Annotated in this window: 19 protein-coding genes and 1 pseudogene; 9 read left to right on the forward strand and 11 right to left on the reverse strand. The window is 63.0% G+C overall.

What is annotated here, in order from left to right; all coding sequences use genetic code 11:
* Window positions 1–11 precede the first annotated feature (11 nt).
* Genes ureC through ureG form a run of 4 tightly spaced genes read left to right on the forward strand, consistent with a single transcriptional unit; the run spans window position 12 to window position 3,679 of the window.
* A complete protein-coding gene (gene ureC, locus AB3X95_RS34765) occupies window positions 12–1,718 on the forward strand; it encodes an urease subunit alpha (protein WP_368623643.1) in 1,707 nt (568 codons plus the stop codon).
* Window positions 1,719–1,720: 2 nt separating this feature from the next.
* A complete protein-coding gene (gene ureE / locus AB3X95_RS34770) occupies window positions 1,721–2,329 on the forward strand; it encodes an urease accessory protein UreE (protein ID WP_368623644.1) in 609 nt (202 codons plus the stop codon).
* A complete protein-coding gene (locus AB3X95_RS34775) occupies window positions 2,316–2,996 on the forward strand; it encodes an urease accessory protein UreF (protein ID WP_368623652.1) in 681 nt (226 codons plus the stop codon). The genes ureE and AB3X95_RS34775 overlap by 14 nt, the downstream gene beginning before the upstream one ends.
* Before the next feature lie 20 nt (window positions 2,997–3,016).
* Entirely contained in the window at window positions 3,017–3,679 is a 663-nt protein-coding gene (gene ureG / locus AB3X95_RS34780; RefSeq protein ID WP_176121112.1) for an urease accessory protein UreG, read from the forward strand.
* 12 nt (window positions 3,680–3,691) lie between these two features.
* Here ureG and AB3X95_RS34785 read toward each other — a convergent pair whose 3' ends face one another.
* From AB3X95_RS34785 to AB3X95_RS34805, 5 genes are all read right to left on the reverse strand, one after another.
* Entirely contained in the window at window positions 3,692–4,441 is a 750-nt protein-coding gene (locus AB3X95_RS34785) for a Fic family protein (protein ID WP_368623645.1), read from the reverse strand.
* A gap of 126 nt (window positions 4,442–4,567) precedes the next feature.
* Window positions 4,568–5,881, reverse strand: coding sequence for a lipid IV(A) 3-deoxy-D-manno-octulosonic acid transferase (gene waaA, locus AB3X95_RS34790; protein ID WP_368623646.1), 1,314 nt, complete (start codon window positions 5,879–5,881; stop codon window positions 4,568–4,570).
* Between the two features lie 97 nt (window positions 5,882–5,978).
* Entirely contained in the window at window positions 5,979–6,863 is an 885-nt protein-coding gene (locus AB3X95_RS34795; RefSeq protein WP_176121109.1) for a Kdo hydroxylase family protein, read from the reverse strand.
* Window positions 6,864–6,943: 80 nt separating this feature from the next.
* Window positions 6,944–7,885 (reverse strand): lipopolysaccharide heptosyltransferase I, encoded by a 942-nt coding sequence (waaC, locus tag AB3X95_RS34800; RefSeq protein WP_254905817.1) that lies wholly within the window; start codon window positions 7,883–7,885, stop codon window positions 6,944–6,946.
* A gap of 234 nt (window positions 7,886–8,119) precedes the next feature.
* Window positions 8,120–9,514: a phosphomannomutase/phosphoglucomutase gene (locus tag AB3X95_RS34805; protein WP_368623647.1), complete on the reverse strand. Its 1,395-nt coding sequence runs from the start codon at window positions 9,512–9,514 to the stop codon at window positions 8,120–8,122.
* A 328-nt stretch (window positions 9,515–9,842) separates the two neighbouring features.
* Here AB3X95_RS34805 and AB3X95_RS34810 point away from each other — a divergent pair, with 328 nt between their 5' ends.
* The 4 genes from AB3X95_RS34810 (at window position 9,843) to galE (ending at window position 14,236) form a co-directional block, all read left to right on the forward strand.
* Window positions 9,843–11,105 (forward strand): oligosaccharide flippase family protein, encoded by a 1,263-nt coding sequence (locus AB3X95_RS34810; protein WP_368623648.1) that lies wholly within the window; start codon window positions 9,843–9,845, stop codon window positions 11,103–11,105.
* Window positions 11,102–11,932, forward strand: coding sequence for a glycosyltransferase (locus AB3X95_RS34815; RefSeq protein ID WP_368623649.1), 831 nt, complete (start codon window positions 11,102–11,104; stop codon window positions 11,930–11,932). Before AB3X95_RS34810 ends, AB3X95_RS34815 begins: the two co-directional genes overlap by 4 nt.
* Before the next feature lie 119 nt (window positions 11,933–12,051).
* Window positions 12,052–13,200: a glycosyltransferase family 4 protein gene (locus AB3X95_RS34820; protein ID WP_176109362.1), complete on the forward strand. Its 1,149-nt coding sequence runs from the start codon at window positions 12,052–12,054 to the stop codon at window positions 13,198–13,200.
* A 13-nt stretch (window positions 13,201–13,213) separates the two neighbouring features.
* Complete coding sequence (gene galE / locus AB3X95_RS34825) at window positions 13,214–14,236, forward strand: UDP-glucose 4-epimerase GalE (RefSeq protein WP_176121105.1); 1,023 nt, start codon at window positions 13,214–13,216, stop codon at window positions 14,234–14,236.
* 79 nt (window positions 14,237–14,315) lie between these two features.
* On the opposite strand, the gene AB3X95_RS34830 is transcribed toward galE, so the two are convergent.
* Both AB3X95_RS34830 and AB3X95_RS34835 read right to left on the reverse strand, forming a co-directional pair.
* A complete protein-coding gene (locus tag AB3X95_RS34830; RefSeq protein ID WP_176366968.1) occupies window positions 14,316–15,869 on the reverse strand; it encodes a hypothetical protein in 1,554 nt (517 codons plus the stop codon).
* Between the two features lie 104 nt (window positions 15,870–15,973).
* Complete coding sequence (locus AB3X95_RS34835) at window positions 15,974–17,539, reverse strand: methyl-accepting chemotaxis protein (protein WP_184227806.1); 1,566 nt, start codon at window positions 17,537–17,539, stop codon at window positions 15,974–15,976.
* Window positions 17,540–17,788: 249 nt separating this feature from the next.
* Here AB3X95_RS34835 and AB3X95_RS34840 point away from each other — a divergent pair, with 249 nt between their 5' ends.
* Window positions 17,789–18,889 (forward strand): glycosyltransferase, encoded by a 1,101-nt coding sequence (locus AB3X95_RS34840; protein WP_184227805.1) that lies wholly within the window; start codon window positions 17,789–17,791, stop codon window positions 18,887–18,889.
* A gap of 77 nt (window positions 18,890–18,966) precedes the next feature.
* Here AB3X95_RS34840 and AB3X95_RS34845 read toward each other — a convergent pair whose 3' ends face one another.
* From AB3X95_RS34845 to AB3X95_RS34860, 4 genes and pseudogenes are all read right to left on the reverse strand, one after another.
* Window positions 18,967–19,551 carry a hypothetical protein gene (locus AB3X95_RS34845; protein ID WP_368623650.1) on the reverse strand — a complete coding sequence of 195 codons (585 nt, stop codon included), beginning with the start codon at window positions 19,549–19,551 and terminating at the stop codon, window positions 18,967–18,969.
* A 459-nt stretch (window positions 19,552–20,010) separates the two neighbouring features.
* A pseudogene (locus tag AB3X95_RS34850) lies at window positions 20,011–20,259 on the reverse strand (hypothetical protein); the annotation flags it as partial.
* A 449-nt stretch (window positions 20,260–20,708) separates the two neighbouring features.
* On the reverse strand, window positions 20,709–20,963 hold the full coding sequence (locus AB3X95_RS34855) for a hypothetical protein (RefSeq protein WP_176121100.1): 255 nt from the start codon (window positions 20,961–20,963) through the stop codon (window positions 20,709–20,711).
* Complete coding sequence (locus AB3X95_RS34860) at window positions 20,944–21,462, reverse strand: DUF2778 domain-containing protein (protein ID WP_176121099.1); 519 nt, start codon at window positions 21,460–21,462, stop codon at window positions 20,944–20,946. The genes AB3X95_RS34855 and AB3X95_RS34860 overlap by 20 nt, the downstream gene beginning before the upstream one ends.
* Window positions 21,463–21,917: the final 455 nt, after the last annotated feature.

The following is a 21,917-nucleotide window of genomic DNA, read 5'->3' on the forward strand; positions in this document are numbered from 1 at the left end:
GGACCCACACCATGACACTACGCATTGGCCGCCGCGCGTACGCGGAGATGTTCGGCCCCACCACCGGCGACCGCGTGCGCCTCGCCGACACCGGACTACTGATCGAGATCGAGCGCGACTTCACGACCTACGGCGAAGAGGTCAAGTTCGGCGGCGGCAAGGTGATTCGCGACGGCATGGGCCAGTCGCAGCGCGTGCATGCCGAGGTCGTGGATACCGTCGTGACGAACGCGGTGATCCTCGATCACTGGGGCATCGTGAAGGCCGACATCGGCATCAAGGACGGCCGCATCGCGGCGATCGGCAAGGCCGGCAATCCCGACATTCAGCCGAACGTGACGATCGCGATTGGCGCGGCCACCGAAGTGATCGCGGGCGAAGGGCTGATCGTGACCGCGGGCGGCATCGATACGCACATCCACTTCATCAGCCCGCAGCAGATCGAGGAAGCGCTCGCGAGCGGCGTGACGACGATGCTCGGCGGCGGCACCGGCCCCGCGACCGGCACGAATGCGACGACCTGCACGCCCGGGCCGTGGCATCTCGAACGCATGCTGCAAGCGGCCGACGGCTACCCGATGAATCTCGGCTTTCTCGGCAAGGGCAACGTAAGCCAGCCGGCACCCCTGACCGAACAGATCGCCGCTGGCGCGATCGGCCTGAAGCTGCACGAGGACTGGGGCACGACACCCGCGGCGATCGACAACTGTCTTTCCGTCGCCGACGATACCGACACGCAGGTCGCGATCCACACCGATACGCTGAACGAAGCGGGCTTCGTCGAAACGACCGTTGCAGCGTTCAAGGGCCGCACGATCCACACCTATCACACCGAAGGCGCGGGCGGCGGCCACGCGCCGGACATCATCAAGGTGTGCGGCGAAGCGAACGTGCTGCCGTCGTCGACGAATCCGACACGGCCGTACACGGTCAACACGCTCGACGAGCATCTCGACATGCTGATGGTGTGCCATCACCTCGATCCGTCGATTGCGGAAGACATCGCGTTCGCCGAATCGCGGATTCGCCGCGAGACGATCGCGGCCGAGGACATCCTGCACGATCTCGGCGCGCTTTCGATGCTATCTTCGGATTCGCAGGCGATGGGCCGCGTCGGCGAAGTGATCATCCGCACGTGGCAGACCGCGCACAAGATGAAGGTGCAACGCGGCGCGCTGCCCGAGGACAACGCGCGTCGCGACAATTTCCGCGCGAAGCGCTACGTCGCGAAGTACACGATCAATCCGGCGATCACGCACGGCATCGCGCATGAGGTCGGCTCGATCGAGCCTGGCAAGTGGGCCGATCTGGTGTTCTGGGAGCCGGCGTTTTTCGGCATCAAGCCGTCGCTGATCCTGAAGGGCGGCATGATCGCGATGGCGCAGATGGGAGATCCGAATGCATCGATTCCGACGCCGCAGCCGGTGCATTATCGCGAGATGTTCGCGACGCGCGGTGGCGCGCTGGGTCGCACGTCGCTGACCTTCGTGTCGCAACTCGCCGCCGATGCGAACGTCGCCGAACGCTATGGTTTGGAAAAGCGCATCGTCGCGGTGAAGAACTGCCGCAGCGTGACGAAGGCCGACATGATTCACAACGCGTGGCGCCCGAACATCAGCGTCGATCCGGAAACCTACCAGGTGATCGCCGACGGCCAGCTGCTGACCTGCGATCCGGCCACCGTGCTGCCGATGGCGCAACGCTATTTCCTGTTCTGACCATGCGTACACTGAACAAACTTCTCGCGCCGCATCTGAAGATTGCGCCCGTACTCGTCAAGCGAGCGCCGACATTGACGCTCGCGTTCGATGAACGTCGCAAGAGCCGTCTTGCCGCGACGCTCGATAACGGCGAGGAAATCGCCTTGCTGTTGCCGCGCGGCACCGTGCTGCGCGATGGCGACGTGCTCGTCGCCGATGATGGCGGGCTCGTGCGTGTCGTCGCGGCTGACGAAGCCGTGCTTGTGGTACGCGCTTCGGACGCGTTGACGTTGACGCGCGCCGCGTATCACCTCGGCAATCGTCATACGCCGGTCGAAGTGGGCACCGACTATCTGAAGCTCGAATACGATCCAGTGCTCGCCGACATGCTCGAGCGCATCGGCGCGACGCTCGAGCAGGTGTCGCTGCCGTTCCACCCTGAGGCCGGTGCATATGGCGGCGGGCACAAGCATGGGCACGACGAGACGTTCGCCGAGGACTATGCGATTGCGCAGCAGGTGTTTGGTGAGCATCATGGGCATGAGCACTCGCACGACTACGACCCTGACCACGTGCACGACGAATCGTGCGGACATGGGCACCACTCGCATCACCATGCGCATCGCTGAACTCACCGCGCTGCTGCATCTCGCGTCGCCGGCGCTGCCGATCGGCGCGTTCAGCTATTCGCAGGGTCTCGAAGCGGCGATCGAAGCGCAACTCATCACCGACGCCGACTCCGCGCGCACGTGGATCGAGTGCGGGCTGACTGACGTGCTCGCGCGCGGCGAGTTGCCGTTCCTCGCGCAGCAGATCGAACGCTGGCGCACGCACGACGCCGTCGAACTCGCCGACGCCAACGCCGAATTCCTCGCGAGCCGCGAGTCCGCCGAACTGCGCCGCGAAACCGAGCAGATGGGTTGGTCGCTGCGGCAGTTGTGCGTGTCGCTCGAATGGGGCGATGCGGCGAGGCGCGAAACGCTCGCGTCGCTCGCGGCGCTCGCGCTGCCGAGCGCGTTCGCATTCGCCGCCTACGCGCACGCTGCGTCCACCGATGCCGCGCTCGCCGCCTACGCGTTCAGCTGGGTCGAGAACCAGGCCGCCGCCGCGTTGAAGGCGGTGCCGCTCGGCCAGCTCGCGGGACAGCGCATCATCGTCGCGCTGCGCGAACCAATCGACGCAGCCGTCGCGCGTGCGCTCGCCATTTCGCGTGATGGCCTCAACACATTCGCACCGCAGCTCGGCATTCTGTCGGCGCGCCACGAGTCGCAGTATTCGCGGCTCTTCCGCTCGTAACACGATTTCCACGATCCATCATGAACGCACCTCATCATCCGGCCTCTCATACCGCGAACCAGACCCGCACGAAGAAACTGCCGCCGCTGCGCGTGGGTGTCGGCGGCCCGGTCGGCTCGGGCAAGACCACGCTGCTCGAAATGCTGTGCAAGGCGATGCGCGACCAGTACGACCTCGTCGCGATCACGAACGACATCTATACGAAAGAGGATCAGCGTCTGCTGACCGTCGCGGGCGCGCTGCCGGCCGAGCGCATCATGGGTGTCGAGACGGGCGGCTGCCCGCACACGGCGATCCGCGAGGACGCGTCGATCAACCTCGAAGCGGTCGAGCGCATGCTCACGCGTTTTCCGGACGCGGACATCGTGTTCATTGAATCGGGTGGCGACAATCTCGCGGCAACCTTCAGCCCGGAGCTGTCGGACCTGACGATCTACGTGATCGACGTGGCGGGTGGCGAGAAGATTCCGCGCAAGGGCGGACCCGGCATCACGAAGTCGGATCTGCTCGTGATCAACAAGACCGATCTCGCGCCGCTGGTGGGCGCAAACCTCGACGTGATGGCGTCGGACGCGAAGAAGATGCGCGGCGAGCGGCCCTTCGTGATGTGCAATCTGAAGGCGCTCGAAGGGCTCGACGAGGTGGTGAAGTTTATTGAAAAGAAGGGGTTGTTGAAGGTGTGAGCCAGTGACGTGTCAGTCGCCAGGATGGCATTCGTGCAGGAATGCCATCATTTCGCTGCCATCCTTCGACAGATAGAAGCGCACCATCTTCTCGTTGAAGTCGGCCGCGCGCTGAGCGGGCACACTGATCGCATCGATACCGTTCGCCATCAGCACGCCGTTCATCATGAAGCGCGACGTGCGCTTGTTGCCGTCGAAGAAAAACTGCTGCAACGCGCCGAACAGGAAGAACGCACAGCCGCGTTCGAATGGATTGGAAACTTCTTCGCGGAGCGCGCGAACACCTGCGCCAAAAACCCGGTTGAGCTCTGGAGCACCAGGCACGGTGGGCAAAGGCGTATATCGCCCCGCCTCACCCAACGCGACGTCTGGCGTATAGCGCATTTCTTCACCCTCACCGCGGAAAACACCCCATTCGAGCGCTTCGTTACGCGCGACGAGGCGATGCAGGTCGCAGAAAGTCGCCTTGTCGAGTGCGAACTGACCGTTTTGGACGATCACCAACAGACGTTTCGAGCTCTCGGCGAGATTGAGGATCTGTTCCTGGTCGGAGATTTTCCGTCCGCCAACCGTGACGCCATCGAGAAGCGTCTTAACCTCGGGAAACGTAAACGGGTTCCCTTCGAGCACACTTGCATCCCAGACGAATTCCGGCAGCATGCGATGAAAACGGAAACACACCCGTTTGATCGAATGGACCGGAATGTCCTGTGGAACCGCAGTGCGATCCCATTGAAAACCGAGTTCGGTGAAAAGCGTCATCGCAGGTGTTGAGAAAGCAGTTCAGATGGCAGGGCCGGTGCTTGCAGAACCCCAATGTGCGGAGAATAACTTATTTGTGGGCGCGTGAAGCGCAAGACCAGGGGCCACCTCGCGCGGCACCCTTGGTCACTCCGGCAACAACGCCGCTAACACATCGACCGTCCTCGCCGTCGCCCCGCGATGCCTCGCCGCAAACGCGGCAGCCGCACCGCCCATCGCGAGCCGCCGCGACTTGTCGCCGAACAGCTCGCGCAGCGCGCGCGCCAGATCGGCCGGGTCCTGCACCTGCACGGCGGCGCCGGCCGCGACCGCATCGGCGGTGGCCTGCGTGAAGTTGAAAACGTGTGGCCCGATCAGCACCGGCACGCCGACCGCGCACGCTTCGATCAGGTTCTGTCCGCCGAGCGGCAGCAGACTGCCGCCGATGAACGCCAGATCCGATGCCGCGTAGTAAGCGCCCAACTCGCCCATCGAATCGCCGAGCACCACGTTCACGTCGCGCGGCAGCGGTGGCACGCCATCGTCGGCGATGCGCGCGGCCGACGCGACCTTCGCATCTGGTGCCCAGTTCGATCGGCGTTCGAGCCGCAACCCCGCCTTCTCGACGAGCGACGCGACTTCATTGAAGCGTTGCGGGTGACGCGGCACCAGAATCAGCAGCGCATCGTCGACGCCGAGCGCCGCGAACGCGTCGAGCACCAGCGCCTCTTCGCCCTCGCGCGTGCTCGCCGCGACCCACACGGGCCGCGTGCCGATCGCCGCGCGCCACGCGTGGCCGCGCGCCGCGAGTTCGGGCGGCGTGCTCATGTCGAACTTGAGATTGCCGAGCACCGCGACGTTGCGCGCGCCGAGCGAGGTCAGCCGCTCGGCATCGGACGGGCTCTGCGCGAGCACGCGCGCGAAGCCGCCGAACACGTCTTTCGTCGCGCCGCCGAACTTCGCCGCGCGCTTGAACGAACGCGCCGACATCCGCGCATTGGTCAGCACGAGCGGCACGTCGGCGCGCCGGCATTCGTCGATCAAGGTCGGCCATACCTCGGTTTCCATCACGAGACCGAGCGACGGCCGCCACGCGCGCAAGAAGCGCCGTACCGCATGCGGCATGTCGTACGGTAGATAGCTGCGCAACACGCGGTCGCCGAAAATTTCGCTGCCGGTCGTGCGGCCGCTCGGCGTCATGTGCGTGAGCAGAATGCGAGCGTCCGGGCGCGCCTTCATCAGCGCATCGATCAGCGGCTGGGCGGCGCGCGTCTCGCCAACCGACACCGCATGCACCCAGATCAACGGCGCGTTGTCTTCGGGCAAGCGTCCACGCGAATAACCGAAGCGCTCGCCGATATGCTCGCGGTAACCGCGCTCCTTGCGCGAACGGATCAACAGACGCAGCACGGCAAGCGGCGCGATCAGCCACCAGAGCGCGCGATAGATCGCTCTTAGCATCGGCGCTCCGCGTGGTTCGTCTTCGTCGCAAAGTCCACGGCGCTGATACGCGCGATGCGGGCCAGCACCTGCCCGGCCCTCGAATCGACCGCCGCGCTCAAACCAGCGCCCTGCCCTTCAGGCGCTCGAGAATGCCGAGCGGCGCGCATTCCGGCTGCGCCATCGCCTTCACCGGCAGGAAGAAAGTCTGCTCCAGCATGAACTGGCCGGACATCACCGCATGCGAGGTCTGGTCGGAGAAGCACACCCACACGCTGCCCGGCGGAAACGGCATGGTCTCTTGCGGACTCGTCTTCTGATAGTCGAGGTCGGCCTTCATGCCGTCGTGCAGATTGAGCATCAGATGGTCGTACTCGCTGCGCGGCGACTTCGTCACATGCAGCAGGTTCAGCAGCCACGCGGAGCCCGGCATCTGCGGCTTGATGCGCGGCAGGAAGCGCTGCGCCATGTCCTCGAACGGCTCGCCGACGCGCCATACGCGCGGCACGCCATGTGGGTTCACGTTGGTGAACACGCGCAGGATGCGCTCGCCGTAGTTAGGCCGCGACGGAAACGCATCGACGTGCAGACGGCTGTCGTCCTTGCGCCACGAGGTTTCGCGCGTCTCGACCTGATGCAGCCGCAGGCTCGTCGGCGCGACGCGCAATTTGCCGCTGTACTCGGGAAAGAGCCCGTCGACGAGCGTACGCGCATTCGCCTGATAACGCGCGATCAACGCGCGCACGGCCGATTGCGTGACCGCATCGCCGGCCACGCCGTGCAGCGCGCCGCCGTTCGGTTCGAGGCTGATGTTCTTGCGGTTCGGATCGGCGATTGCCGGGTCGAGCAACGCCTGCTCGCCACCGTCGATCGCAAAGCGCAGGTTCGGGAAGTACAGCACCTTGCCGCGCTCGACGCCGGCGAGCAGCGTCTCGCGCGGCACGGACAGGTTGCAGCCGTGCCAGTCGGCGTTCGCTACTTCGATGATCTGGGTTTCGTTCATGATCGCCCTTGGGAACGGAGGGTGCGCAAGGCGAAGCGCACCGGCGGGTGACAGCCCGTGCTGATGACTGCCGGCCCGGGTTACAGCAAACCAAACGCGGCCAGCGCCGACTTGACCTGCTGCAGCGTGGGCGGCTGACCGGCCGCGCCGAGATTGACGACGTTCGGCGACCAGTAGCCGCCGGTGCGCCACGCGGTCGAGAAATTGTACAACTCGACCGTAGGCCGCTTCAGCGCCGCCGCGATGTGGACCAGACCTGTGTCGACCCCGACCGTCGCGGCCGCGCCATCGATCAGCCCGACCACCGCCGGCAGCGACAGCTTCGGCGGCACGATCGCGGCCGCGCCGAATTCCTTCGCGAGCCGCTCGCTGGTCGCGCGCTCGGCGTCGCTGCCCCACGGCAGCACGATCGACGCGCCGCGCCGCACCAGCGTTTGCCCGAGTTCGATCCACGCGGCGTCGGGCCACTGCTTGTCGGCGCGCGAAGTCGCGTGCACGAACACCACGTACGGCACCGGCAGATTCAGATTGGCTTGCGACAGCGCGAGCGCGGCACGGCCCGTATCGAGACCGAAGTCGATGTCGTCGGTGGGTTGCGGCGGCGGATCGTTCAGCGCCGCGGCCACCAGTTGCCGCGTGCGTTCGACCACGTGCGTGCGTGGCGCGATCGGCACGCGCCGCCCGTAGAAGAAGCGCACCGGCCATTCGTAGCCGGCGCCGTCGGTGCGGTTGCCGAGGCCGACGAGAGGTCCGCGCGCCATGCTAGCGACCCACGCGGTCTTGATGAGCCCCTGGCAGTCGATCACCAGATCGTAGTGCTCGGCGGCGAGCGCGCGACGAAACGCGCCGATCTCGCGCCAGTTGTCGACGGACAGGATGCGCTTGCGCCAGCGCCGCAGCGACACCGGAATCGCGCGCCGCACGCCGCTCACGAGCTCCACGAGCCCGACGAAGCTCTCCTCGACGAGCCAGTCGATCTGCGCTTCGGGATGGCGGCGCCGGATGTCGGCTATCACGGGCATGTTGTGAACGACGTCGCCCAGCGACGACACCCTCACGATGAGTATCTTTTGCGCGCTCAAGAGTGGGAAAACCGGCTATCCGGCTCGAAGATGCGTTGAAAGGACCGCAATTCTAGCGCGTCGGATATCAAAGACATGAAAAACGCGGCGCGGTAAGGCAACCCGCGCCGCGTTCGGTAGCGGCGAGCTTCGATCCGTCTTGACGAATATCGAAGCGCGCCGCCGCATCAGCCGTCAGAACGGCAGTTTCGCATCGGCCTTCTCCGCGAGAATCACGCGGCGGAAGTCGTCCTGGATGCGCTTGAGCGCCGCGTCGTTGTCGGCTTCGAAACGCATCACGACGACCGGCGTCGTATTCGACGAACGCGCGAGGCCGAAGCCGTCCGGATACTCGACGCGCAGACCGTCGATCTTCACGACGTTGTCCGCGCCGGTGAACTTGGCGTTCTGCTGCAAACGCGCGATCAGCTCGAAGTTCTCGCCTTCTTCGAGCTTCAGTTGCAGCTCGGGCGTGGAGTGCGAATTCGGCAGCGAGTTCAGCAGCTTGCTCGGGTCGGCGACGCGCGTGAGGATCTCGAGCAGACGCGCGCCCGTGTACAGGCCGTCGTCGAAACCATACCAGCGGTCCTTGAAGAACACGTGTCCGCTCATTTCACCGGCCAGCGGCGCGCCGGTTTCGCGCAGCTTCGCCTTCACGAGCGAGTGGCCGGTCTTCCACATCAGCGGCTCGCCGCCCTTGTCCTTGACCCACTTCGCGAGATTGCGCGTGCACTTCACGTCGTAGATGATCTGCGCGCCCTTGTTGCGCGACAGCACTTCTTCGGCGAACAGCATCAGCTGACGGTCCGGGTAGATGATCTGGCCATCCTTGGTGACGACGCCCAGGCGGTCGCCGTCGCCGTCGAACGCGAAGCCGATTTCCGCATCGGTTTCCTTCAGCGCGCGAATCACGTCTTCGAGGTTCTCCGGGTGCGCCGGGTCCGGGTGGTGATTCGGGAAGTTGCCGTCGACTTCGGTGAACAGCTCGACCAGTTCGCAACCGAGCTTTTTGAACAGCTTCGGTGCGAGCGCGCCGGCCACGCCGTTGCCGGTATCGACGACGATCTTGATCGGACGCGCGAGCTTCACGTCGCTCGCGATGCGCTCGAGATACGCGTCGGCGATGTCGTATTCGGTGTAGCTGCCGCTACCGTCGGCGAAGTTCTCGTCGACGATGCGCTGATGCAGCGCGAGGATTTGCTCGCCGTAAATGGCCGCGCCGCGCAGCACCATCTTGAAGCCGTTGTAGTCCGGCGGATTATGGCTACCGGTCACGACGATGCACGAGTCGACCCGGCGCTCGCCGCCCGCGAGCTTCAACGGTACGCTCGCCGCGAAGTAGCCGACCGGCGTGGGCACCATACCCACGTTCACGACGTCGACGCCGGCCGCACGTAGGCCGTCGGACAGCGCGCCGATCAGTTCGGGGCCCGACAGGCGCCCGTCGCGCGCGACCACGACCGCGTCGCCGCCCTGCGCGCGCACTTCGCTGCCGAAGGCGCGGCCGATGGAACGCGCTGCGTCCGCGTCGAGCGTCTTGCCAATGACGCCACGAATGTCATACGCCTTGAAAATCGATTTGGAGATCATGTTGGCTCACTTGCGTGCAATGGAAAATTTTGACCTGCGCACAGACGATAACCGGTAAAAACGCGGAAAAAATCGCATTAAAAACCACCGTAATACGCGCGTTAAAAAATCGCGTTATCACGCCTCGTTGCGCCCTTGCCGGAAGCGGTCCGGTTCCAACTTATAATTGCGTTCTTCTGACCAGCCTGAATAACGCCATTCTAATGCTTAGACGCCCTCCCTTTGTAAAGTTGCCGTGGCTGCCGGCCGGGCGGGCGAACGCGCATAGCGCCGCATGCATGGCCGCACGAGGTGGCTTGACCGACGCGCAGCGGCGAGCGGCCAACGGATGCTGACACTCAGGCGCTTCGCCAATCCCGACGTCACGCGCGCGTTTACGAACATCGTCTGGCTGGGTCTCGAACGGCTCACGCAGATCGGCGTGGCAATCGTGATCAGCGGCATCCTCGCGCGTTACTTCGGACCCGATACGTTCGGCAAATGGCAGTACGCGAACACGCTGCTGCTGGTGCTGTCGCCGATCACATGGGTGTGCGGCGCGGAAATCCTCGTACCGACCATCGTCAACCGGCCGCCCGAACAACTCGGTACCGTACTCGGCAGCGCGTTCGCGTTGCGTTTCTCCGTCTCGGCCGTCGCGCTGCTGCTCACGTGGCTCGGCATTGCGCTGCATTTCTTCGAGCCGCTCGTCGGCGCGATGCTCGCTGGCCTCGCGCTCACGATGCTGTTTCGCGAGCCGTTCGTCGGCGTGATCAACGCGTGGCTGCAAAGCATGACCTACAGCAAGCCGCAGTTGCTGACCAGCATGAGCACCGCTGTGATCAAGGCCGGCCTCGTCTATCTGCTGGTGCGCGCGACGGCCGCGCCCGCACGTTTCGGCTGGCTGTGGGCGCTCGAATCGGCGGCGATCGGCGCGGTGCTGTTGCTCTACTTCATGCGCCGGCATGGCGGCAAGCTGGGCTGGCATGTCGAACGTTCGCTCTTCAAGCACTTCGCGAGCGCGGGCACGGTATTCTGGCTCGGGCTCATCTGTATGTATCTGTTCCTGAAGCTGGACCGGCTGATGCTCGAGCGCGCGATTTCGTTCGCCGACCTCGGACGCTACTCGGCCGCCCAGCAGTTGAATGAAAACTGGATCACGCTCGCGCTGATGCTCGCGCAAACCATTGCGCCCGCCTTCGTCTACCGCGTGCAAGGCATCGCGCAACTGCGCCGCAACATGTGGCGGCTCACCGCGCTGACCGCCGTGCTGATGGTGTGCGGCGCGTTCGTGCTCGATCTGCTCGCGGGCTTCATCATCCGCCGCGTGTTCGGGCCGGATTTCGAAGGCGCGATCGAGATCTTCCGCTGGGCCGTGTGGCTGTCGGTGCCCGCGGGTATCGAGGCGATCGGCAATCTGGTCGTGCTCAAGTATCAGGCCAAGTTCGTGTTGCTGGCGAAGTGGCTGCTCGCGCTCGCCGTCGCGTTCGCCGTCAATCTATTGGCGATCCCGCGACTCGGCGCGTATGGCGCGCTCGTCGGCCTCGCGGCCGGCTATCTGGCGGCCGCCTCGGTTAATCTTTATTACATCCGTTTCAAATTGCGCCCATGACGAATTCATCCGCCACCGCGCAAACCACGCTCGACGACGTCGCGGTGCTGATGCCCGCCTACAACGGCCAGGCGGACGTCGATTCTACGCTCGCGTCGTTTGAAGAAAGTGCGCTGGTGCACGTTTTGATCGTCGATGACGGCAGCACACCGCCGATCGTCGCACCCACGCTGCCGAACCTGAAGATCGAAGTGCTGCGCATGGCGCGCAACAGCGGCATCGAGCGCGCGCTGCAAACCGGCATCGATGCGCTCGCGCAGCGCGGCTTTCGTTTTGCGGCGCGCATCGACGCGGGCGATCGCGCGGTGCCCCAGCGGCTCGCGAAGCAGCGCGCGTTCATGGGAGCGCATCCGAACGTGGCGGGCCTCGGCATGTGGACCCAGGTCGTCACGCGTGCGGGCGAGCCGCTTTTCATGCTGACGCCGCCGGCCGAGCCCTATGTAATTCGGCGCCAGCGCTTTTTCCGCTCGTGCCTCGCGCATCCGTCGATGATGCTGCGTATCGATGCCGTCCGCACAGTCGGCAACTACCGCGCCGCGTATCCTTCGGCCGAGGACCTCGATCTGTTCTTACGTCTGATGGAACACTACGACTGCGCGAATCTGCCGGAGCTCGGCCTTTTCTATGAGCTGAACGAAGGCGGCATCAGCGCGACGAAGCGGCGCCGGCAGATCGCTTCGACGCTGCGTTTGCAGTTGCGCTATTTCAACGTGGCCAATCCATACGACTGGCTGGGCCTCGCGAAGAATCTGTCGCATCTGCTGCTGCCTTATCGCACGTTGCAGCGGGTCAAGCGCGCGCTGCTCACGCCGCGCGCGAGCCGTTGAGGCGCGCCGCGTGTGAGCGCTGTCGCTGCCGCCTGGTTCGCTGAGCTTCGCGCCGCTGCGTACGGCGCTGTTTTCGTATCACTGGTCCACACTTCATTCAACGCCGTGCCCTTTTTCGCATGAAGCCCTCTTTCAAGTCGACGCCCGCGCTGCGCATTACACTCGTCTGCAACACGGCCTGGGCAATCTATACGTATCGGCAAGGGCTGATCCGCACACTGATCGGGCGCGGGGTCGATGTGACGGTGCTTGCGCCGCGCGACCGCACGTTCGAGCTGCTCGCCGCGATGGGCTGCCGTTGCATCGAGCTGCCGATGGCGTCGAAGGGCACGAGTCCGGGCGAAGATCTGCGCACGCTCTTCGCGCTCTATCGGCAGTACAGGACGATCCGTCCGCACGTGGTGTTTCACTACACGATCAAGCCGAATATCTACGGCTCGATCGCGGCGAAGCTGGCTGGCGTGCAGTCGGTGGCGGTCACCACCGGGCTCGGCTATGTGTTCATCCAGCACAGCCGTGCCGCGCAGATCGCTAAAAGGCTGTATCGTTTCGCGTTCCGCTTTCCGCGTGAAGTGTGGTTCCTGAATCGCGACGATCAGGCCGCGTTCATCGACGGCAAGCTGCTCGCGCATCCCGAGCGCGCGCGGCTGTTGCACGGCGAGGGCGTCGATCTCGAACAGTTCGCGTTCACGCCGCTGCGCGCTCGGGCGGAGTTTCGCTTCGTGCTGATCGGCCGGCTGCTGTGGGACAAGGGCGTCGGCGAATACGTCGAGGCCGCGCGGCAATTGCGCGCGCGCTATCCTCATGCGCGCTTCCAGTTGCTCGGGCCGGTCGGCGTCGACAATCCGAGCGCGATCACGCGCGACGAAGTCGCCGCGTGGGAACAGGAAGGCGTGATCGAATATCTGGGCGAAGCGCACGACGTGCGGCCGTTCATCGCCGATGCCGATTGTGTCGTGCTACCGTCGTATCGCGAAGGCGTGCCGCGCACGCTGATGGAAGCATCGGCGATGGGCCGGCCGATCGTCGCGACCGACGTGCCCGGCTGCCGCGAGGTAGTGGCCGACGGTGTCAACGGCTTGTTGTGCGAAGCGCGTAATGCGCAGAGCCTCGCCGCGAGTCTCGCGCGCATGCTCGATATGAGCGACGCGGAGCGGCGCGCGATGGCGGAACGCGGCCGGCAGAAAGTCGCGACCGAATTCGACGAACGCATGGTCGTCGAAACGTATAAAGACCTGGTCCAGAAAATCACGGGTGTTTTACTTTAATGGGAGCAACAGCATGACCACGAAGGGCACGATTCTGGTAACCGGCGGCGCGGGTTTCATCGGCTCGCACACCTGCGTCGAACTGCTGAACGGCGGCTACGACGTCGTGGTGATCGACAACCTCGTGAATAGCAAGCGCGAATCGTTGCGGCGCGTCGAGCAAATAACCGGCCGTGCGGTGAGCTTCTATGACAACGACGCGCGCGACGCAGCCGCGCTGCAGCGCATTTTCGATGCGCATCCGATCACGGGCGCGATCCATTTCGCGGCGTTGAAAGCGGTCGGCGAATCGGTCGCGAAGCCGATCGAGTACTACGCGAACAACGTCGGCAGCCTGCTGACGCTGCTCGGCGTGATGCGCGATCGCAACGTCAAGCAGTTCGTGTTCAGTTCGTCGGCCACGGTGTACGGCGTGCCGAAAAGCTCGCCCATCGACGAATCGTTCCCGCTGTCGGCGACCAATCCGTATGGTCAATCGAAGCTGATCGCCGAGCAGATCTTGCGCGATCTGGAAGTGTCGGACCCGTCGTGGCGCATCGCGACGCTGCGCTACTTCAATCCGGTTGGCGCGCATGAGAGCGGCCTGATCGGCGAAGATCCGGCCGGCATTCCGAACAACCTGATGCCGTACGTCGCGCAGGTCGCGGTCGGCAAGCTCGAAAAGCTGCGCGTGTTCGGCGGCGACTATGAGACGCCCGACGGCACCGGCGTGCGCGATTACATCCACGTGGTCGATCTCGCGCGCGGGCATCTCGCCGCGCTCGATGCGCTCGTCGAGCGCGATGCAAGCTTCGTCGTCAATCTGGGCACGGGCCAAGGCTATAGCGTGCTCGACGTGGTGCGCTCGTTCGAGAAGGCGTCGGGCCGACCGGTGCCGTACGAGATCGTCGCGCGCCGCCCGGGCGACGTCGCGCAGTGTTTCGCGGACCCGAGCGCGGCCGAGAAGATCATCGGCTGGCGCGCGCAGTTCGGCATCGAGCGCATGTGCGCGGACCACTGGCGCTGGCAGTCGACGAATCCGCAGGGGTTTGCTTAAAGCGCTTCGGCGTCATCGCGTCGGGATAAAAAACGGCGGCGGCATTCGCATACCGCGGATACCGTCGCCGTTTGCCCGCCTACTGCGCGGATTCGCGCGGATAAAAATACAAGCCGGCAACGCTCAACGCACCGGTCATTCCTTCCTTCGGCACCGCCGACACCAGAAAACGCCTGTGGGCGCCTCGCATTTCGTCAGGCGTGCAGCGCGCCGCCCGGGTGAACACGAGCTGCCAGTTTTGCGCGATGCAAAACGGCACGCTGCCCTGACGCTTCGCGTACGCTTCGATGCCCACCAGAATTGGCCACAGCCGTTCCCAATCCGCGGATCCATCGAGATCGAAGACCGCGATGCCGCTCCCCACATCGAGATTGCGGATAGTCGAGTAAGCAGCCGGAATTCGCGGATCGTCGTACTGGGAAACGTTTTCAGGCGGCTGATGAATCCGGATCGCCGTGAAAGCCGCCACGATCACACAAACGATCACGGCAACGGGCACGGTCGCCGCTGTCACATTGTCGAGGAAGCGCTTGACCAGCAGCGTCAGCGCCAGAGCAGGAACGACGTAGTAGAAAATTCCGACATAGGTCAGCGAAAGGTCGTCGACGCCGAAAGCGGCATAAAAGACGAAGGCGACTGTCGCGCTCGCTAGCGCGAGCGACAATGCACGCTCAGGCGCGATGCGGCTTTCATTGTCGCGCGCGGGATCGTTCGTCACGAGCACAGCACAAGCCGCCGCGCCCAGCAGGATGCCGAAGAGTCCGTTACTCCAGAAAACTCCGGCGAAGCGCGCGGCGTCCACTAAACGATTCGCTCGGTGGACATGGCTAAAAGCGGCATATTCAGCGAGCGGTCCGGGAAAATGAAGGATCGTCTGGATCGCGAGAGGAATGAGGAAAAGCGCCACGATCGCCAGTGCAACGGCAATCGTTCGAACATTGTCCGCGAGGAAATGCCGGCTCAAAACCCAGGTTTCACCGGAACCCGATCTGACGGAAATCCAGGTATTGGCTATCAGCGCGCACCCCAGCATGACGGCCGTCATACCCAGAAAAGAAGCATGACCGTTCAGCAAAAATCCAAGGCTTACGGCAAGGAGCATAAGCCCGTCTGCGCGCCCCATGATCAATGCGGCTACGGACACCGTGAACGCCGCAAAAGCAAAGTAGTAGAGATGCGGGAACCAGGGACCCGCGAAGGCCTGGTAGTTGATGTAAGCGGTGACACCAACGAACAGGGCCGTGGTAACGACGGCTGCCGCGGTGGCGCCCCTCGTCGCCTGCTGCATCCTGATCAAAAGCGTGCCGATTGCCGCGATCCAGAAAGCGGAAAGCAGCGCAACCGCAAGGATCTGACCGGAAAACGGCGACGCGACCGCGTGCGTCAGGTCGAAAAATACGATCTCGCCCGCGGCAAGCGCGTAAAGAAGCGCAGGACCGGGATGATTGAACCCCACGCGCGAGTAATGTCCGACGAGCAGCTTCAGATGCTTTGCGTCGTCGATCAGCAACGAGTTCGCCGCAAAGTCACCGACCTCGTGCAATTGCGCTGACGGAAAGGTCTGACCGAACACGATGATGAACAGCCAGACACAGAGCGCCGAAATCACGAACGCTGCCAACCCTTTGAGCATCGAACACCTGTTTTCGTTTTATCCAACCAGATGGAAAACAGGATTCTAAGGTAGCTGTCGGCGCGCTATGTCATCGACAGCCACGCATTTCTTCCGGCCGGATGCTAAGCCGCCGCCCCCGACTCTTCGAGCCGGAACACGGCAATGGCTTCCTTCAGAATGACTGCCTGCTCCTCCAGCGACTTCGCCGCAGCCGCCGCCTGCTCGACGAGCGCCGCGTTGTGCTGGGTGACCTCGTCGATTTGCGACACTGCCTTGTTGACCTGCTCGATGCCGTCGCTCTGTTCGAGTGCCGAGGCCTCGATCTCGCTCATCACGCCGGTCACACGCTCGACGGCCTTCATCGCTTCCTGAATCGTCTTCTGCGCATCCGACACCAGCGACGCACCTTCCTCGACCTTCGCCGCCGACTCGCCGATCAGCTCCTTGATCTCCTTGGCCGCCGCGCCGGAGCGCTGCGCGAGGCTGCGCACTTCCGAGGCGACCACCGCGAAGCCGCGGCCCTGCTCACCCGCGCGAGCCGCTTCGACGGCCGCGTTCAGCGCGAGGATGTTGGTCTGGAACGCGATCCCCTCGATCATGCCGATGATCTCGGTGACCTTGCGCGACGAATCGCTGATGCCGTCCATCGTCTCCGTCACGCGCGACACCACCTTGCCGCCGCGCGTGACCGTGTCGAGCGCGCCGTGCGCGAGGCGGTTCGCCTGCTTCGCGTTGTCGGCGTTCTGCTTCACGGTCGCCGACAGCTGCTCCATACTCGCCGCGGTCTCCTGCAGCGCGGCCGCCTGCTGCTCGGTGCGCGCCGACAGATCGGCATTGCCCGACGCGATCTCGTTCGCGCCCTGCGTGATTGCGCTCGTGCTGCCGCGCACCTTGCCGACCGTTTCGACGAGGCCGTCGCGCATCCGCGTCAGCGCGCCGAGCAGCTGGCCCATCTCATTGCGCGATTTCACCTTGATCGCGACGCTCAGGTCACCGGCCGCGATGCGCTCGAAGTGCTTGACCGTCGCGTTGACCGGCTTGATCAGCGCCGACGACAACGCGACGCGCGCGCCCACGGCAATCACGAGCGCGATCACCGCGATCGCGCCGAACAGCACTGTCGCGAGCTGGAAGCGGCGCGCGCCGGTCGCGGCCTGCTGATGCTGATTGTCCATCTGCGCTTTTTCGAGCGCGTCGATCGCCTTCGAGTAAGACGCGTACAGGCTGTTCGCGGTATCCCCCTGGATGGTGCGGAAGGTGTTGAAGTCGAAGTCGGTCAGTGCCTTGAATTCCGGCTCGATCGCCTTGTCGACGAGCGCCGCGCGCGCTTCGCCGACGCTGTGCGCGAGCTTGCGCTCGGCGTCGCTCGCGAACGGGCCGGCCATGTAGTTGTGGAAGTCGTCGTTCGATTCGACCAGCACCTTGTGCGCGGCCGGCAGCAGATCGTCGGTCTGCTTGCCGATACTGAACAACGTCTGATAGGTGCCCAGCGCGAGTTGCACCTGCAGAAGCTTCTCGGAACTCGCCTTCAGATGAGACAGCGCGGCCTCGCTGCGCTGCGTGTCGTCGAGACTGTCGTTGGCGAGCTTCAGCGCGCCGTATCCGACAGCGATGACTGTCAGCAGGAAGGCGACGAATACGCTGATCACGAGCGTCAGTCCGCCGCGAATTGTGATGTTGTTTAGCATTGGGTCTCCGGAACGCCTTTGTTGCGCGCGACTGACACTTCGTCGCATCCAGGTTTACGGTTGCGGCGCGCGTGCGGCGCATAGGGGGAATCCATGAGGAGCGAGTGCTGACGGGCCTCTGAGGGCCGCCTCGATCTCGCTATCTGGGATATTCCTGCTGGCCCTCCTGAAAGCTTTGCGTCCCTGCCGCGCGCCGGCCGCCGTGCGTTTCGTTTGTATAATTCCGCGTCTTCGCTCAGGCCCATTTTCATGCTTAGTTTTGCGCTCGGCTTTCTCGTCTCTCTGCTGATCACGCTGTTGATCGTGCGCTATGCGCATCTGCATGAAAAATTTTCGACCGATACCGATCTGGCCGGCGTGCAGAAATTCCATGTGCGTCCGGTGCCGCGCATCGGCGGGACCGGGATTCTGCTCGGGCTGATCGCCGCCGCGGTGCAATTGCATCGTGCCTATCCGGCCGTGTCGGGCAGCATTCTCGGGCTGATCGCGTGCGGCATGCCGGCGTTCGGCTCGGGGCTCGTCGAGGATCTGACCAAGCGCGTGTCGCCGCTCGTACGCCTCGTCTGCACGATGGCGGCCGCCGCCCTCGCCTGGTTCTTTCTCGACATCGCGGTCACGCGCATCAGCGTGCCGCCGCTCGACTTTCTGCTGTCATATGCGGCGATCTCGTTCGTGGTCACGGTGCTCGCGGTCGCAGCGCTCGCCAACGCGATCAATATCATCGACGGCTTCAACGGCCTCGCGTCGATGGTCGCGTTCATGATGTTCGCGTCGCTCGCGTACGTGGCGTTCCAGGTGCACGACCCGGTCGTGCTGTCGGCGTCGTTCATGATGATGGGCGCGGTGCTCGGCTTCTTCATCTGGAACTTCCCGGCCGGGCTGATTTTTCTCGGCGACGGCGGCGCGTACTTCATCGGCTTCATGCTCGCCGAGCTGTCGATCCTGCTGGTGATGCGCAATCGCGACGTATCCGCGTGGTATCCGGTGCTGCTTTTCATGTACCCGATCTTCGAGACCTGCTTCTCGATCTACCGCAAGAAGTTCATTCGCGGCATGTCGCCGGGCATTCCGGACGGCGTGCATCTGCATATGCTGGTCTACAAGCGGCTGATGCGCTGGGCGGTCGGCGCGCGCACCGCGCGCGAGCTGACGCGCCGCAACTCGCTGACGTCGCCGTACCTGTGGCTGCTGTGCCTGATCGCGGTCGTGCCGGCGACGCTGTTCTGGCGGCACACACTGCATCTGTTCTGCTTCGTTGTCGTGTTTGCGGCGACTTATGTGTGGCTTTATGTGAGCATCGTGCGGTTCAAGTCGCCGAGGTGGATGGTGGTGAGGAAGGGGAAGCGGTAATTCCTCGAAATTCATTAATGCACGCGAAAAAACCGTGCGACCTCGCACGGCTGTTCTAACTAGTCGCTCACCTCCGACTAGGGAAGGTCGGATATGTCGTCAACCTTCGTTATTTTCCAGATGCCACCAAAATTGCGCATGAACACAATCACGCTCAATTTGTCCTTCGAACCGAACGTAACAGGCACGACCGCGACATGGCCTAACATCACTGCAGGATGAACTGCAATGTGGGCGAGCCAATCATTCTCATCTTCATCTTGCACCTTAAGAAAGTAGTCACTATCGCCGGGCAACCTGCCGTGTTCATAGTCGTCTCGTAGCTTGCTGACTGTACCTTTGGCCACGTAGTCAAAGATTCCTTCGTCAAGCAACGGAAACGTCAGGTTTGCACCTAACTTGATGTACCACGAATAAAACGCCTTTGCTTGCCCTTCCGGCGTCGTTTGCGTGGTAGCGGAAAACGCCGATTGCCAAAAGAAGAAGGCCAATAGCGCGAGAACTGAAAGAAAGCGCTTGATGTGCATGTCAGTCGTGGCGATAGATCTTGTATGAGGGCCTTGTGGTTCGGTAGTCTGGACCGGGATAAAATCCATCTGGACCGGGCCGCTGCCTGAAGTCGGATATCCAGATCGACCCATCGAAGATCGCCATGTGTCCATGTGGATGCCTCCTGGTGGCTTGTATCACGATGACATCACCTTACGCACAGGCCCGGAAACCTCGTAAAACCCCGCTTGAACAAGGTGTGAGCCATAGTCCTTTGCGCTGTTGGTTGGCGCAACGGTGACGCCGCCCCATTGAATCGCCTGCCGAACAAATTTCGCGCAATTCTGCGTGCTGTGTCCCTTAGCGTTGCTATACGCGAAATTTGCAGCCAAGCTCCCGTTATACGTCATACCGGTTCCCTTAAAGAGTGAAGAATGCCGCTAGGACACCCCCGTTTTTGCAACACTGATCTTCGATGTTGTGGGGACATACCGGGCGGCGATGGTTCAATGCTAGGTGTATGTGCCGGGCGCTGGCTTCAGACCACTCCGAAAAGCCGGGGCGTGCGCGATGGTCGTCAACTCTGATGGGCAAAAAAATAAGCCCCGTCGTCGGGGCTTTCGTCTACTCGTGCGATACCGCCGCCATAGCTTCATGATCGCCATATACGCCAGTGCCGCCGCGATCAGTTCAATCGTTACCCACACCAGGTAATACAAATCTTCGGGGTCGCGGACACCAAGCCGGCTCGAAGCAGCAAACCATGCGCGCGACTCGCTTTCTGTCCATTCATAGGGGTATGGACGGACATAGAGAAGGGAGAGATAGAACAGGCCAATGAACAGCGCGACCTTGAACACCCTACGGGCAAGTATTGCCATATGTGATGACCTCAATTGTTCCGTAGGCGCGAAGCCCCGAAGTGCGCGCGGGAATCGTTATTCAAGAGAAATTTGCCGGTGTAGGCCATGTGTCACGCCTCCTGATTGCGCTGACCGTAAGTCGTTGGGTCCTGCATAGGTTCCTCCCGTTGGTGAGCCTTGACCGTAAGCACGCGTGCCGCTGGCGCGCTACAGCTCGATTCCGGTTTTGCCGCCTCTTTCACCTGGACAAAAAAAGCGCGCCTCAGGGGCGCGCAAAACATTTGCATCACAGATAAAAGAGCCAACAGAGCCGCCACCTCAGCGGGAATGACATACTGGGCGGCGGCGGTTCAATGCTACATATATGTGCCGGGCGAAGGCTTCAGCCAACTCCGAAAAGCCGGCGCGCGCGCGTTGGTCGTCAACTCTGAGGGCCAAAAAAGAGCCCCGCCGCCCAAGGCTTTCGTCTACTTCATACGATAGCACCGCCATAGCTTCATGATCGCCACATACGCCAGCGCCGCCACGATCAGTTCGATAGTCACCCAGAACACGAAATAGAAGTCCCTAGGGTCCTGAACACCGAGCCAATCAGAAGCCGCCCAATATGCGTTCGACTCGCTTTCTGTCCACACATTATTTGGCGGGACATAGCGAATCGACAGCAGGAACAACGAAATGAATAGCCCAATCTTGAACAGCCTACGGACAAGTGTTGCCATGCGTGATGACCTCGATTGTTCCATAGGCGCGAAGCCCCGAATTGCCGGCAGGAGTCGTCATGGTGTGCAGCAGTGAGTTACGGATTCTCAGGAAATCCGTACGGCTCGGCAGTGTAATACAACCAAGTGATACGCCGTCACCGCCTGCCGGATGTAGCCGGAAATGCCCGCGCTTGACACCATTGACCCATGTAAAGTCATCAATGCTCCCGTCATCCCGATACAGGGCGAACCATTCAGCGTGATATGTCGGCTTTCCCCGGGAGGCATTCCATTCATCTGCCAACCACGCCCGAGCCTTGGAACGTATGCCGCCAGTCGGACGGTCAACGATCCAGTATTTGCCGGCGGGAATCGGCCCCTTGTTGGGCACCGCCGTGCAGCCGCCCCGATTGCGGTATTGCCGGTCACCCGAATAAGCGTTGAACGTTCCAATGCCAGAAATGATGAGCGGTGATAGTGGCTCGTTATTCACGAGAAATTTGCCGGTGTAGGCCATGTGTCACGTCTCCTGATTGCGCTGGCCGTAGGTCATTGCGTCCTGCATAGGTTCCTCCCGTTGGTGAGCCTTGACCGCAAGCACGCGTGCAACTGGCGCCCTACAAGTCGATTGCGGATTTGCCGCCTTTTTTGCCTGGACAAAAAAGCGCGCCTCGAGGGCGCGCAAAACATTTGCATCACAGATAAGAGAGCCAACAGAGCCGCCACCTCAGCGGGCTGACATACTGGGCGGCGACGGTTCAATGCTAGGTGTATGTGCCGGGCGCACGCTTCAGACAACTCCGAAAAGCGCGGTCGTGCGCGATGGTCGTCTACTCTGATGGGCAAAAAACGGCATAGGGGACGGCCATAAGGCCGTGCCCCTGCCACACCACCCGGCATGCGGGTCCGCACCGGGCGGTTCGGGAAGTTGAGGTTATGAGAGTCGGGGTGCACCCAGCCGCTCGAAGTATG

The organism is Paraburkholderia sp. BR13444, assembly GCF_040948755.1.
Classification (GTDB): domain Bacteria; phylum Pseudomonadota; class Gammaproteobacteria; order Burkholderiales; family Burkholderiaceae; genus Paraburkholderia; species Paraburkholderia youngii.

Excerpts from the sequence above, each read along its gene's own strand:
- ureC (WP_368623643.1), top strand. The coding sequence starts at position 12 with ATGACACTACGCATTGGCCGCCGCGCGTACGCGGAGATGTTCGGCCCC.
- ureE (WP_368623644.1), top strand. The coding sequence starts at position 1,721 with ATGCGTACACTGAACAAACTTCTCGCGCCGCATCTGAAGATTGCGCCC.
- AB3X95_RS34775 (WP_368623652.1), top strand. The coding sequence starts at position 2,316 with ATGCGCATCGCTGAACTCACCGCGCTGCTGCATCTCGCGTCGCCGGCG.
- ureG (WP_176121112.1), top strand. The coding sequence starts at position 3,017 with ATGAACGCACCTCATCATCCGGCCTCTCATACCGCGAACCAGACCCGC.
- AB3X95_RS34785 (WP_368623645.1), bottom strand. The coding sequence starts at position 4,441 with ATGACGCTTTTCACCGAACTCGGTTTTCAATGGGATCGCACTGCGGTT.
- waaA (WP_368623646.1), bottom strand. The coding sequence starts at position 5,881 with ATGCTAAGAGCGATCTATCGCGCGCTCTGGTGGCTGATCGCGCCGCTT.
- AB3X95_RS34795 (WP_176121109.1), bottom strand. The coding sequence starts at position 6,863 with ATGAACGAAACCCAGATCATCGAAGTAGCGAACGCCGACTGGCACGGC.
- waaC (WP_254905817.1), bottom strand. The coding sequence starts at position 7,885 with ATGCCCGTGATAGCCGACATCCGGCGCCGCCATCCCGAAGCGCAGATC.
- AB3X95_RS34805 (WP_368623647.1), bottom strand. The coding sequence starts at position 9,514 with ATGATCTCCAAATCGATTTTCAAGGCGTATGACATTCGTGGCGTCATT.
- AB3X95_RS34810 (WP_368623648.1), top strand. The coding sequence starts at position 9,843 with ATGCTGACACTCAGGCGCTTCGCCAATCCCGACGTCACGCGCGCGTTT.
- AB3X95_RS34815 (WP_368623649.1), top strand. The coding sequence starts at position 11,102 with ATGACGAATTCATCCGCCACCGCGCAAACCACGCTCGACGACGTCGCG.
- AB3X95_RS34820 (WP_176109362.1), top strand. The coding sequence starts at position 12,052 with ATGAAGCCCTCTTTCAAGTCGACGCCCGCGCTGCGCATTACACTCGTC.
- galE (WP_176121105.1), top strand. The coding sequence starts at position 13,214 with ATGACCACGAAGGGCACGATTCTGGTAACCGGCGGCGCGGGTTTCATC.
- AB3X95_RS34830 (WP_176366968.1), bottom strand. The coding sequence starts at position 15,869 with ATGCTCAAAGGGTTGGCAGCGTTCGTGATTTCGGCGCTCTGTGTCTGG.
- AB3X95_RS34835 (WP_184227806.1), bottom strand. The coding sequence starts at position 17,539 with ATGCTAAACAACATCACAATTCGCGGCGGACTGACGCTCGTGATCAGC.
- AB3X95_RS34840 (WP_184227805.1), top strand. The coding sequence starts at position 17,789 with ATGCTTAGTTTTGCGCTCGGCTTTCTCGTCTCTCTGCTGATCACGCTG.
- AB3X95_RS34845 (WP_368623650.1), bottom strand. The coding sequence starts at position 19,551 with ATGGACACATGGCGATCTTCGATGGGTCGATCTGGATATCCGACTTCA.
- AB3X95_RS34855 (WP_176121100.1), bottom strand. The coding sequence starts at position 20,963 with ATGGCAACACTTGTCCGTAGGCTGTTCAAGATTGGGCTATTCATTTCG.
- AB3X95_RS34860 (WP_176121099.1), bottom strand. The coding sequence starts at position 21,462 with ATGGCCTACACCGGCAAATTTCTCGTGAATAACGAGCCACTATCACCG.